Annotated in this window: 11 protein-coding genes; 7 read left to right on the top strand and 4 right to left on the bottom strand. The window is 60.5% G+C overall.

Annotation, left to right across the window (positions count from 1 at the left end; all coding sequences use genetic code 11):
* The 7 genes from P3C29_RS12135 to cobA form a co-directional block, all read left to right on the top strand.
* Positions 1 to 248 (top strand): transposase (locus tag P3C29_RS12135; protein WP_275964606.1); only part of this gene is annotated, 248 nt, incomplete at its 5' end.
* A gap of 777 nt (positions 249 to 1,025) precedes the next feature.
* Positions 1,026 to 2,237 carry a nitrate/nitrite transporter gene (locus tag P3C29_RS12140; RefSeq protein WP_275964607.1) on the top strand — a complete coding sequence of 404 codons (1,212 nt, stop codon included), beginning with the start codon at positions 1,026 to 1,028 and terminating at the stop codon, positions 2,235 to 2,237.
* A complete protein-coding gene (locus P3C29_RS12145) occupies positions 2,237 to 3,907 on the top strand; it encodes a bifunctional protein-serine/threonine kinase/phosphatase (protein WP_275964694.1) in 1,671 nt (556 codons plus the stop codon). The genes P3C29_RS12140 and P3C29_RS12145 overlap by 1 nt, the downstream gene beginning before the upstream one ends.
* 232 nt (positions 3,908 to 4,139) lie before the next feature.
* A complete protein-coding gene (gene nirB / locus P3C29_RS12150; protein ID WP_010176417.1) occupies positions 4,140 to 6,593 on the top strand; it encodes a nitrite reductase large subunit NirB in 2,454 nt (817 codons plus the stop codon).
* Entirely contained in the window at positions 6,590 to 6,907 is a 318-nt protein-coding gene (gene nirD / locus P3C29_RS12155; protein WP_048720577.1) for a nitrite reductase small subunit NirD, read from the top strand. Before nirB ends, nirD begins: the two co-directional genes overlap by 4 nt.
* Positions 6,907 to 9,615 carry a nitrate reductase gene (locus P3C29_RS12160; protein WP_275964608.1) on the top strand — a complete coding sequence of 903 codons (2,709 nt, stop codon included), beginning with the start codon at positions 6,907 to 6,909 and terminating at the stop codon, positions 9,613 to 9,615. Before nirD ends, P3C29_RS12160 begins: the two co-directional genes overlap by 1 nt.
* A 9-nt stretch (positions 9,616 to 9,624) precedes the next feature.
* The gene (gene cobA / locus P3C29_RS12165; protein ID WP_275964609.1) at positions 9,625 to 10,368 is read left to right on the top strand and encodes a uroporphyrinogen-III C-methyltransferase; all 744 of its coding nucleotides are present in this window, start codon (positions 9,625 to 9,627) and stop codon (positions 10,366 to 10,368) included.
* A gap of 60 nt (positions 10,369 to 10,428) precedes the next feature.
* On the opposite strand, the gene P3C29_RS12170 is transcribed toward cobA, so the two are convergent.
* From P3C29_RS12170 to P3C29_RS12185, 4 genes are all read right to left on the bottom strand, one after another.
* On the bottom strand, positions 10,429 to 11,412 hold the full coding sequence (locus P3C29_RS12170) for an OmpA family protein (protein ID WP_010176421.1): 984 nt from the start codon (positions 11,410 to 11,412) through the stop codon (positions 10,429 to 10,431).
* Between the two features lie 107 nt (positions 11,413 to 11,519).
* Positions 11,520 to 12,110, bottom strand: coding sequence for an RNA polymerase sigma factor SigX (gene sigX / locus P3C29_RS12175; RefSeq protein ID WP_003215014.1), 591 nt, complete (start codon positions 12,108 to 12,110; stop codon positions 11,520 to 11,522).
* 87 nt (positions 12,111 to 12,197) lie between these two features.
* The gene (locus tag P3C29_RS12180; protein WP_008432650.1) at positions 12,198 to 13,022 is read right to left on the bottom strand and encodes a mechanosensitive ion channel domain-containing protein; all 825 of its coding nucleotides are present in this window, start codon (positions 13,020 to 13,022) and stop codon (positions 12,198 to 12,200) included.
* Between the two features lie 2 nt (positions 13,023 to 13,024).
* Positions 13,025 to 13,270, bottom strand: a complete 246-nt coding sequence (locus P3C29_RS12185; protein ID WP_003215011.1) for a hypothetical protein — start codon at positions 13,268 to 13,270, stop codon at positions 13,025 to 13,027.
* Between the last annotated feature and the right edge of the window lie 58 nt (positions 13,271 to 13,328).

The following is a 13,328-nucleotide window of genomic DNA, read 5'->3' on the forward strand; positions in this document are numbered from 1 at the left end:
TTAACTGCGATAGCGGCCTCTACAAAGGACGTAGACGGATATGGGGTGGTCGAGCTGAGGTGCGAAGTGTCCTTTACATGGCTGTCTTATCCTCGAAGAGCCATAACCCGGTGATCGAGAGGTTTTACAACCATCTGCTTGCTGCAGGGAAGACGAAGAAAGTAGCGCTGGTGGCATGCATGAGAAAGTTGCTGACGATCCTGAATGCGATGGTGCGCGATCAAAAGCATTTCGCTGAAATGGCTTGAATTTCGACACGGTTGCTCACTCCGGCATTRCTMCGCGGGCCGCCGCGACGGGGCGTCCCTGCCCCGTCGCGGCTAAACCGGCGTCCTGCCGGTTTACCCGCTCCGTACTACCTGCGTTCGGCCAGCGTGGTTTAACGGGGCGCCTAAGATCAAAATCAAAAGCAAAAGCACAGCGGCCTACCGGCCGGCTTGAGTGTGGTGAAGCAACAGCAACGGCAACAGCAAAATCAGAAGCGGGCACGCTCCCACATTTTTGACCGCGTGTGCTCTTGCTCTTGCTCTTGCTCTTGCTCTTGCTCTTGCTCCTACCACTCAAGCCGGCCGGTAGGCCGCTGTGCTCTTGCTTTTGATCTTGATCTTAGGGCGCCCCGTTAACCACGATGGCCGGAGTGCGGGCATGCCGAGCCTAGGCGAGGCACCGAGTGGTGGGGCAAAGACCTTTTGGTTACTTTTGGCTGGGCCGGCATTCCGGGCGTTTGCCAAAAGTGACCCGCTGTAAGAGCGGAACCCTAAGCCGCCGTTACCGCAGCAACGGATATGTACACCATCAAAAACAGCCCCCCATCCCTGTTGGCCCACCTCTTGCTAATCAATCCCCACAGGTAGCCAACGGCGGTTGCCCCATCCACGACAAAGACGTCGCACATCCGGTTTGCCCACGCGAACCCGGTGGCGGCGTTTTTTCGTTTTGGCCCCATAGCCCGGGGCCGGTGGGGCGGCCACAGCCGTTCCATCACCAGGCCTTCTCATAAGACCCCTTTACCGCTGAGGTGCGTGATGAAATCAAGCTTCTGGAAATCCGGTCATACCCCGACCCTGTTTGCCGCGTTCCTGTATTTCGACCTGAGCTTCATGGTCTGGTACCTGCTGGGCCCCCTGGCGGTGCAAATCGCCGCCGACCTGCACCTCACCACCCAACAACGCGGCCTGGTGGTGGCCACGCCCATTTTGGCCGGCGCCGTGCTGCGATTCCTGATGGGCATGCTGGCCGACAAACTCTCGCCCAAGACCGCCGGCCTGATTGGCCAGGTGATTGTCATCTGCGCCCTTTTCGGCGCCTGGAAACTGGGGATCCACAGCTACGAACAAGCCCTGCTGCTGGGCATGTTCCTCGGCATGGCCGGCGCCTCGTTCGCCGTTGCCTTGCCCCTGGCGTCCCAGTGGTACCCCGCCGAGCACCAAGGCAAGGCCATGGGCATCGCCGGCGCCGGCAACTCCGGGACGGTGTTTGCGGCCTTGCTGGCACCGGTGCTCGCCGCCGCGTTTGGCTGGAGCAATGTGTTTGGCTTCGCGCTGATCCCGCTGGTCCTGACCCTGATCGTCTTCGCCTGGCTCGCCCGCAATGCCCCGCAACGGCCCAAGGCCAAATCCATGGCTGACTACTTCAAAGCCCTGGGTGACCGCGACAGCTGGTGGTTCATGTTCTTCTACAGCGTGACCTTCGGCGGCTTTATCGGGCTGGCCAGTGCGCTGCCCGGTTACTTCAACGACCAATACGGCCTGAGCCCGGTGACTGCGGGCTACTACACCGCCGCCTGCGTGTTTGGTGGCAGCCTGATGCGGCCGTTGGGCGGCGCGCTGGCTGACCGTTTTGGCGGGATTCGCACCCTGCTTGGCATGTACGGCGTGGCAGCTATCTGCATCGCGACGGTGGGGTTCAACCTGCCAAGTTCCTACGCAGCACTGGCGCTTTTCGTGTGCACCATGCTCGGTTTGGGTGCCGGTAACGGTGCAGTCTTCCAACTGGTGCCCCAGCGTTTTCACCGGGAGATCGGCGTCATGACCGGCCTGATCGGCATGGCCGGCGGTATCGGCGGCTTTGCCCTGGCGGCGGGCATGGGCGCGATCAAGCAAAGCACCGGCAGCTATCAGTTGGCCCTGTGGTTGTTCGCCAGCCTGGGCGTGCTGGCCTGGTTCGGCCTGTATGGCGTTAAACGTCGCTGGAGAACCACTTGGGGCTCGGCAGCGGTGACGGCTGCACGCGTCTGATGACCCTGCAACTGAGCTTCGCCCAGGCCAGCGCCACCGGCCCACGGCAGGAAAACCAGGACGCCGTGCGCCTGGTCACTCCCGCCCCTGAGTTGGCCGCCAGCAAAGGTTATCTGTGTGCCATCGCCGACGGCGTCAGCCAGTGTGCCGATGGCGGACTGGCCGCGCGCTCGACCTTGCAGGCCCTGGCCCTGGACTACTACGCCACGCCGCAAACCTGGGGCGTGGCCCAGGCGCTGGAGCGCTTGCTGGTGGCGCAGAATCGCTGGTTGCAGGCCAACGGTGGCGGCCTTCCACTGCTCACCACCCTCAGTGCCCTGGTGTTTCGCGGGCAGCGTTTCACCCTGGCCCATGTGGGTGATTGCCGGGTGTATCGCTGGCTCGATGGCGAGTTGCAACGCCTCAGCGAAGAGCATGTGTGGGAACAACCGGGCATGCAGCATGTGCTCAAGCGCGCCATGGGCCTGGATCAACACCTTGTGCTGGATTTCCTGGACGGCGAGTTGCGGGCGGGCGAATGTTTTCTGCTGCTCAGCGACGGCGTGTGGGCGACCCTGGGGGATCACGCCATTGGCGCGATCCTGCGGGAACAGTCAAATCTGGACCTGGCCGTGAACACCCTGGTCAGCGCCGCGCACCTGGCGGGCAGCCAGGACAATGCCAGCGCGGTGCTGGTGCGGGTCGACCAACTCGGCGCCGCCACCCTCGGGGATGCACTGGTGCAGTTGCAGCAATGGCCACTGCCGCCGCCCCTCAAAATCGGGCAACACTTCGAAGGCTGGCAGGTGGAAGCGCTGCTGGGGCAAAGTCGTCAGTCCCTGCTCTATCGGGTACGCGACGCCCAGCAACAGGCCTGGTTGCTGAAGACCTTGCCGGTCAGCCATGACGACGACGTGTTCGCCGCCCAGGCCCTGCTGTCGGAGGAATGGTTCCTGCGCCGGGTCGCTGGCCGCGCGTTTCCTGAAGTCCATCCGGCCAGCGGCCGTCAGCATTTGTACTACGTGATGCGTGAATACGCCGGGCAAACCCTGGCCGAACTGTTCAAACACCAGGGCCCGTTACCCCTGGCGCAGTGGCAATCCCTGGCCGAGCGCCTGTTGCGCGCGGTCGGGCTGCTGCACCGCAGGCAGATCCTGCACCGCGACATCAAGCCGGAAAACCTGCTGCTGGGTGACGATGGCGAATTGCGCGTGCTGGACTTCGGCCTGGCCTACTGCCCCGGGCTCTCCGAGGATCGCGCGCACCTGTTGCCAGGCACGCCGAGCTTTATCGCGCCGGAAGCCTTCAATGGCGAACGCCCTACGCCGCAGCAGGATCTGTATAGCGTCGGCGTGAGCTTGTATTACCTGCTGACCGGGCATTATCCCTACGGCGAAATCGAAGCATTCCAACGCCCCAGGTTCACCACGCCGGTCAGCGCCAGCCGTTACCGCCCCGACCTGCCCGACTGGTTGCAACAGAGCCTGGAACGCGCAGTCGCCGCCCAGCCTGAACAACGTTATGAAACCGCCGAGGAGTGGTTGCGGGTGCTGGAGCAGGCAGACCGACGCGAGTTGAGCATGCGGCCAAAACCGCTGCTGGAACGCGAACCGCTGAAGGTCTGGCAAACCTTGGCCGTGCTGTCGTTGCTGATCAATCTGGTGCTGTTGTACTGGCTGTTGCACCACTAAGAGGCGAAATTTCTCGATATTTGGACGCCAGGCTCAACAAATCAGGCCAAACCGCTACTTGGCACAACCACTGCATTAGCTTTCCCATCAACACACATATAGCCGCGCCTTCAACGTCGAAGGTCGAGCTTCCCGAGAGAACGGGACCAGGACAAAGGCGTCCTCGCTACTTGCGTAGCGGGGACGCCTTTTTTTGTTGCGCACGATTTGTCGAGCCACTGCGGAGAACGACATGAAGAAACTCAAACTGGTGATGATCGGCAACGGCATGGCCGGGGTTCGCACCCTTGAAGAATTGCTCAAGCTGAGCAGCGACCTGTACGACATCACCGTCTTCGGCGCTGAACCCCACACCAATTACAACCGCATCCTGCTGTCGCCGGTGCTGGCCGGTGAGCAGACCTTCGAAGAGATCGTGCTCAATGATTTGAGCTGGTACCTCGATAACAACATCAAGCTGCTGCTCAACCGCAAAGTGGTGCAGATCGACCGGGTCAAACGCAAAGTCATCGCCGAAGACGGCAGCGAGGCCGAATACGATCGCCTGCTGATCGCCACCGGCTCCACGCCGTTTATCCTGCCGATCCCCGGCAATACGTTGCAGGGTGTGATCGGCTACCGCGACATCGCCGACACCCAGGCCATGATCGACACCGCCAAGACCCACAAGCACGCCGTGGTGATCGGCGGCGGCCTGCTGGGCCTGGAGGCCGCCAACGGCCTGATGCTGCGCGGCATGCACGTGACCGTGGTGCATATCGGCGAGTGGCTGTTGGAGCGGCAACTGGACAAGACCAGCGGCCAACTGCTGCAAACCGAACTGGAGAGCCGTGGCCTGGTGTTCCGCCTGCAGGAACAAACCCAGGCGCTGCATGACGCTGGCAACGGTCGCGTCGGCTCGGTGCAATTCAAAAATGGCGACGTGATACCGGCGGACCTGGTGGTAATGGCCGCCGGTATCCGCCCCAACACCGAACTCGCGGAAAAATCCGGCATCCCGTGCAACCGTGGGATTCTGGTCAACGACACCCTGCAAACCTACGACCCGCGCATCTATGCCATCGGCGAATGCGCCAGCCATCGCGGTATCGCCTACGGCCTGGTGGCACCGCTGTTCGAGCAGGCCAAGGTCTGCGCCAATCACCTGGCGCAGCTGGGCTTCGCACGCTACCAGGGCTCGGTGACCTCGACCAAACTGAAAGTCACCGGCATCGACCTGTTCTCCGCCGGCGACTTCATGGGCGGCGAAGGCACCGAGACCATCACCCTTTCCGACCCGATTGGCGGCGTCTACAAGAAGCTGGTGATCAAGGACGACATCCTTGTCGGTGCCTGCCTGTACGGCGACACCGCTGACGGTGGCTGGTATTTCCGACAGATCCGTGAGAACCACGCCATTGGCGAGATCCGCGATCACCTGATGTTTGGCGAAAACGCCATCGGCGATGTAGGCCATCAGGGCCAGGACAAAGCCATGAGCATGGCCGACAGCGCCGAAGTCTGCGGCTGCAACGGCGTGTGCAAGGGCACCATCGTCAAGGCGATTCAGGAACACGGGCTGTTCAGCGTCGACGACGTGAAGAAGCACACCAAGGCCGCCAGTTCCTGCGGCTCCTGCGCCGGGTTGGTGGAACAGATCCTGATCAACACCGTAGGCGGCGCGGCAGACGTCAAACCAAAAAGCGAAAAAGCCATCTGCGGCTGCAGCGACCTCAACCACGGGCAGATCCGCCAGGCCATCCGCGACCAGCACCTGCTGACCATCGCCGGCACCATGAGCTACCTGAACTGGCGCACCCCGAACGGCTGCGCCACTTGCCGCCCGGCACTCAACTATTACCTGATTTCCACCTGGCCCGGTGAGGCAAAAGACGACCCGCAATCGCGCCTGATCAACGAACGGGCCCACGCCAATATTCAGAAAGACGGCACCTACTCGGTCGTCCCGAGGATGTGGGGCGGTGTGACCAATCCCTCGGAGCTGCGGCGCATCGCCGATGTGGCAGACAAGTACAACGTGCCGATGGTCAAGGTCACCGGCGGGCAGCGCATCGACTTGTTGGGCATCAAGAAGCAGGATTTGCCCGGTGTGTGGAAAGACCTCGATATGCCGTCCGGCCACGCCTACGGCAAATCCATCCGTACCGTGAAGACCTGCGTGGGCAGCGAGTTCTGCCGCTTTGGTACGCAAAACTCCACGCAACTGGGGATCGAACTGGAGCACGATTTGTTCAATATGTGGTCGCCCCACAAGGTCAAACTGGCGGTGTCCGGTTGCCCGCGCAACTGCTCGGAAGCCGGGATCAAGGACGTGGGAATTATCGGCGTCGACTCGGGCTGGGAGATGTACATCGGCGGTAACGGCGGGATCAAGACCGAGGTAGCCGAGTTCTTCGTCAAGTTGAAAACCGCCGAAGAAGTGCGCGAATACAACGGCGCTTTCCTACAGCTTTACCGGGAAGAAGCCTTCTACCTGGAGCGCACGGTGCACTACCTGCAACGGGTGGGCATGGAGCACATCAAGAAGGCCGTACTGGAAGACCCGGCGCGGCGCCAGGCGCTCAATGAACGCCTGCAATTCTCCCTGTCGTTCGAACAGGACCCGTGGAAAGAACGCCTGGAACAGCCGTTGCTGAAAAAGGAATTCGACACCATCCCCGTCAAACTGCTGGAGGTGCCGGCATGAACTGGCTGGATATCTGCGCCCTCGAAGAAATCAACGCCCTGGGCTCGCGCATCATCAGCGGCCCGAAAGGCGACATCGCGATTTTTCGTACCAGTGACGACGAAGTGTTCGCCCTCGACGACCGCTGTCCGCACAAGGGCGGGCCACTGTCCCAAGGGCTGATCTACGGCAAACGTGTGGCCTGCCCGCTGCATAACTGGCAGATCGACCTGGCGTCCGGTGAGGCCCAGGCACCGGACATTGGTTGCGCCCATCATCACCCGGCCCGCGTGGAAAACGGTCGGGTGATGTTGGCGCTGCGGGACGCCGGTTGATGAACCGCCAGACCACCGCTTCGACCTGCTGCTACTGCGGGGTCGGCTGCGGCGTGCTGATCGAACATGACGGCTCGCAGATCCTCGGCGTCAGCGGTGATCCGAGCCACCCGGCCAACTTCGGCAAGCTGTGCAGCAAGGGGTCGAGCTTGCACCTGACCGGCGACCTCGCGGCCCGCGCGTTGTACCCGGAACTGCGGCTGGGCAAAGGCCTGGCGCGCAGCCGCACCGATTGGGACACCGCCCTGGAACACGCGGCGAATGTGTTCGCCGAGACCATCGCTGAACACGGGCCGGACAGCGTGGCGTTCTATATCTCCGGGCAGTTGCTGACCGAGGACTACTACAGCTTCAACAAACTGGCGCGGGCGCTGGTGGGCACCAACAACATCGATAGCAACTCGCGGCTGTGCATGTCTTCAGCGGTGGTCGGCTACAAGCGCAGCCTGGGCGCCGATGCGCCGCCGTGCAGCTATGAGGACCTGGAGTCGAGCGACTGCGTGATGATCGTCGGCAGTAACATGGCCTACGCGCATCCGGTTTTGTTCCGACGCCTGGAAGAAGCAAAAGCCCGTCGGCCACAGATGAAAGTGCTGGTGATTGATCCCCGGCGCACCGATACCTGCGACTTGGCGGACCTGCACCTGGCGATTTTGCCGGGTACGGATGTCGCGTTGTTCCATGGGATCTTGCACTTGTTGCTGTGGGAAGACTGGATCGACCGCGACTTTATCCAGGCCCACACCGACGGCCTGGTCGAGCTCAAACGCCTGGTTCACGACTACACGCCACACATGGTCACGCAGCTGTGCGGCATCAGTGTCGAGCAACTGCGCCTGTGCGCGGAATGGGTCGGCACCTCGGCGAGTTTTCTGTCGTTGTGGTGCATGGGGCTTAACCAGTCCACGGCGGGCAGCGCGAAGAACAGCGCCTTGATTAACCTGCACCTGGCAACCGGCACCATTGGCCGCGCCGGCTGCGGTCCCTTCTCCCTGACCGGTCAGCCGAATGCCATGGGTGGGCGGGAAACCGGCAGCTTGTCGAATTTACTGCCCGGCCATCGCGAGGCGTCCAACCCGGAACATCGGGCAGAAGTGGCCGCGTATTGGGGTGTAGAGCAACTGCCTGCCAGCACCGGGCTGACCGCCATCGAGCTGTTTGAACAGATACAGGCCGGCAAGATCAAGGCCCTGTGGATTGCCTGCACCAACCCTGCCCAATCCCTGCCCGACCAGAACACCGTGCGCCAGGCCCTGGAGGCGTGTCCGTTCGTGGTGCTGCAGGAAGCTTTTCGTACAACCGAGACGGCGCGTTTCGCCGACCTGTTGTTACCGGCGGCGAGCTGGGGCGAGAAAGAAGGCACGGTCACCAACTCCGAGCGGCGTATTTCCCACGTTCGACGGGCCATTACCCCACCCGGGGAAGCTCGGCCGGACTGGGCAATCACAGTGGATTTTGCCCAGCGCCTGGAGCGACGTCTTTGTCCCGGAAAACCGGGTCTTTTTGCCTTTGAGCAGCCGGCGCAGATCTTTGATGAATTCAAACTGCTGACCCGTGGACGCGACCTGGACCTGTCGGGCATCAGTCACGCCCTGCTCGACCGGATCGGCCCGCAACAGTGGCCGTTCCCGGCCAGCGCAGTAAGCGGCACCCCGCGCCTGTATACCGATGGAATATTTCCTACCGAGACAGGCCGCGCGCACTTTGTGGCCGACCCTTATCGCGCCGCCAAGGAGCAGCGTGACGCGCGCTTCCCGCTGACCCTGATCACCGGACGCCTGCGGGACCAATGGCATGGCATGAGCCGCACCGGCACGGCTGCGCAGCTGTTCGGGCATGTCAGTGAAGCCTCGCTCAGCCTGCACCCGGATGAACTGCGCCGGCATCGCTTGAAGGAAGGTGACCTGATCAGCCTGAAAAGCCGGCGCGGCAGCGTAATTGTGGCCGTCGACAGCGATGACAGCGTACGTCCCGGCCAGGCGTTTCTGCCAATGCACTGGGGCGATCGCTTTCTCAAAGGCGGCGTGAATGCCCTCACCCAGCCGGCGTTCGACCCGCTGTCCAAGCAGCCGGAACTCAAACACAGCGGCGTACGCCTGGAGGCGGTGCAACTGCCCTGGCATTTGTTTGCGCTGATTGAAGGCGATGTGCAGCGACACTTCGAAGCATTGCGCCCGCTGTGTGAGGGTTTTGCCTACGTCAGCCTGAGCCTGACTGGCCGGGAGCGGCCCGCGCTGCTGATTCGTGCAGCACATCACGAGGCGCCCGCCCTTGAACTGCTTAAGCAGATCGACCAATTGCTGGGCCTCAATGACGGCCCGGTCATGGCCTACGACGACCCGCGGCGCTCTATCGGCAAGCGAGTAAAAATCGAAAAAGGTCGCATCACTGCGATCCGCCTGGCCGGCGAAACCCTGGCTCGCCATTGGTTGCAAAGCCTGTGGCTGGAGGGTCGCACCGATGACCCGTTACGCCGCTGGCTGCTGGCGCCATTGAGTGCGCCACCCGGGGGCGGTTCGACCAGTCACAAGACGTTGTGCAACTGCAAGAACGTCAGCGAAAGCGCGGTCTGCGCCGGCATTGCCCGGGGCCTGGACTTGAATGGGCTGAAACAGGAACTGGGTTGCGGCACGCAATGCGGCTCCTGTGTGCCGGAAATAAAACGGCTGTTGGCAAGTGGCACGCAGCCAATCGCAATCACGGTGTGAGGAAAGCATATGAGCGCAAAAGTCTGGCTGGTGGGCGCAGGCCCCGGCGATCCGGAGCTGCTGACACTCAAGGCGGTGAGAGCCCTGCGGGAAGCCGATGTGGTGCTGATCGATGATCTGGTCAACCCGGCACTGCTGGAGCATTGCCCCGCTGCACGGCTGATCACCGTGGGTAAACGCGGCGGCTGCCGTTCCACCCCCCAGGCATTTATCCACCGCCTGATGTTGCGCTATGCCCGCCAAGGCAAATGCGTGGTGCGGCTCAAGGGTGGCGACCCGTGCATATTTGGTCGTGGCGGCGAAGAGGCGGCCTGGCTCAGGCAGCAAGGGGTGGAGGTAGAGTTGGTCAACGGCATTACGGCGGGGCTGGCCGGGGCCACTCACTGTGATATTCCACTCACGTTGCGCGGAGTCAGCCGTGGCGTCACGCTGGTCACCGCCCACACGCAAGACGACAGCAGCCTCAATTGGCGAGCACTGGCCGAGGGCGGCACGACGCTGGTGATCTATATGGGCGTGGCGAAGCTGGGGGAGATTCGACAGCAGTTACTGGAGGGTGGCATGAGCGATGACATGCCGGTGGCGATGATCGAAAACGCCTCGTTGCCACAGCAGCGTGAGTGCCGCAGCAGCCTTGCCCGGATGCAGGACGATGCGCACGAATTTGCGCTCAAGAGCCCGGCAATCCTGGTGATTGGCCGGGTTGTCCAGCCGGCACAGGCGGTTGAAACCCTGGCCAGCGCGACTGCCTGAGGCAAATTTCAGGCGAAAAAAAGCCCGGCCTAAGCCGGGCTTTTTTCTACAACTCAGTAATTACTGAGCTGCTTGTGCTTCTACCGAGGCTTCTACGCGACGGTTGATAGCACGGCCAGCTTCAGTTGCGTTGTCAGCAACTGGGCGGGATTTGCCATAACCAACCGAGCTTACACGGTTAGGAGCAATACCGTCTTTGACCAGGACTTGCTTAACAGCGTCAGCACGACGCTGGGACAGCTTCTGGTTGTAAGCGTCAGGACCGACGGAGTCAGTGTGACCTTCAACAACGGTGGTGGTTTGTGGGTACTGTTTCATGAAGTCAGCGAGGTTTTTCACGTCGCCGTAGCTGTTAGGCTTAACAACCGACTTGTCGAAGTCGAACTTCACGTCCAGCTCAACACGAACAACCTGAGCAACCGGAGCTTCTGGCTCTGGAACTGGCTCTGGAGCTGGTGCCGGGGTAGGAGCTGGAGCAGTTTTACCAGCGTTGCCGCCGAAGTTTACGCCCAGACCAACCAGTGCGGAGTAGTCCCACTTGCCGTTGTCCAGTGCGTAGTCAGCTTCAACACCAGCACGTGCGAACAGGTTGTCGGTGAAGTAGTACTTCACACCAGCGCCAGCGATAGCCAGGGTCGATTGATCGCGACCTTTGTGACCATCAGCTTCTACGTTGGTACGGCTCTGGTGGCCGAAACCGCCCTCTACGTACGGACGCAGGGAGTCGACACCAGCTTGACCGAAGTGGTACTGGGCAGTAACGCTGCCGGTATCACCCTTGATCTTCTGGCTACCGGTACCGTCGTTCGAACGGGTGTGGTTGGTAGTGTCGTAGTTCAGGTTGATCGACACGTCGTCGGTCAGGAAGTAACCGATGCTTGCGCCAGGATTGTAGCCGTCTTCGATATGCTTGACGCTATCGTTGAACTGCTTTTTGTAGAACAGCTGGCCTTCAACTGCGCCTTGACCTTGTGCCAGAGCGCCGAAGGAAGTAGCAGCAATAAGAGTACCAATGGCCAAGCCCAAGGTGTTTTTCAGTTTCATCCGTTAAATCCCCATCTGGTGATTGTAAAGCAGTCCCACATACCGGGGGACAACTCGGCGACAAGTCTAACAGAACTTGCCTACACGTAAGAGATATTTGCCACGCACTAAGTTTCAGTACTGCCCGCAAATTTCTCACGTAATTTATCAAGAGCACGTTTGTAACGCATTTTTGTAGCACTCAAACCCATATGCATGATGTCAGCGATTTCCTGAAATTCCAGCTCTGCGACAAATCGTAGCACCAGAATTTCCCGGTCAATCGGGTTCACATGCACCAACCAGCGATCGAGTCCGCCCTTTTCTTCCGGGGTTGGCGCCTTCTCTTCAGACGCTTCCTCAAGGGGGTCCAGACTCAAAGCGTCCATCAAGCGACGCTTTCGCCGTTCCTTCCGATACTGCGTGATGCACTCGTTGTACGTGATGCTATAAAGCCATGTCTTGAACTTCGATTTGCCCTCGAAGTTCTTCAGGCCGTATAGCACCTTGAGCATCACTTCCTGACAGACATCATCCGCATCTCTATCGTTCCCTAAATACCTTGAACAAACGTTGAACAGAGTGCGTTGATACCTGCGCATCAATTCTTCGTACGCGCGTGTTACGTGAAACAGCTCCGTGTGCGAGCGCGCGACCAACTCCTCATCAGAGAGCTCACGGGGGTCATAGCGCGTGGACAGCGTTTGGGCTTTATTCAAAACAAGTCGTGCCGACAGTCAGGTCAATGTCCGCCTCAACCTGGATACCCAGGTTTGCGGCGGCGTACATTAGCAGGGTTTGCCGGGTTAGCGGCTAGTCACATGCTGTTCCAGCAGGATCCGATTCGAAAGCGACACCAGTTCGCCATCGTCGGTCAGCACTGTTGTCTTAACCGTGCCGATCTCCTCGATCTGCCCTTCGACCTCGCCCACACGCACTTGTTGCCCAACCTGATACAGCTCACGCACATAGATTCCCGCAAGAATCTGCCCGGCAATTTCCCGGCTTCCCAGTCCCATGGCCAGCGCAACGGCCAGACCAACGGTAATCAAAACAATCACAATCACATGGTTCAGCAGGTCAGTCTTGACCTCCAACTGGCTGATCGCGACCGAAATACTGATGATAATCACCAGGCCCTGAGCGATTCGCCCCAGGCCGCTGGCGTAATCCAGCCCTACCCCTTCAGCCGCGCCGCGCACCAGGCCATTGGCCAGTTGCGCCAGCAAAACCCCTACGAGCAGCACCAGCGCGCCACCGAATACCTTCGGCAAATACAGCGCCAGCATGTCGAGCGTAGCTGAAACTCGCTCAAGTCCAAGGGATTCAGCCGCAGAAACCAGAAAAATCAGCAAAACAAACCAATAAACGATCTTGCCGATCAATGTCGAGATCGGCACTTGCAGCCCGGCACGTCCCAGAATCTTGGTCAGGCCGGTACCGCCCATCAGTCGATCGAGACCCAGTTTAGCCAGCAATTTGGAGAGCAGGGTGTCGAGCAGCTTGGCCACGACAAAACCCAGCAGTACCACCACCAGGGCACCAAACAGGTTGGGAATGAAATTCGCCACCTTGGTCCACAGCGCAGTCATTGCAGTTACCAGACTCTGGGTCCAGAGATCGAGTTCCATATTCATTCAGCCTTATCAGCAGTGCGAGCAAGAGGTTTACGACGGGAAACCGGTGAAACATGGGCCGAACCGTTGTTCAGGGCCATCATCAATGCCGGCAACCAGCGGCCGAGCAGACCGAACAGGTCCCCCGCCCCGACCTGGCGGTTGGCGGTTTTCAAAACGCGACCCAGGCAAGCATCGTCGTCCCGGTTGGACGGCGAAGCATTCAGCATGTCACGCAAAGACTGTTCGAACGGATCGTGCATAAAAACCTCTCGCAAGTGATTTAAAAGACGAGGGTAAAATTCTTCGGGTCACATGACC

Origin of the sequence: Pseudomonas sp. 1912-s, assembly GCF_029269205.1 — a bacterium.
In the GTDB taxonomy this organism is placed as follows: Bacteria; Pseudomonadota; Gammaproteobacteria; order Pseudomonadales; family Pseudomonadaceae; genus Aquipseudomonas.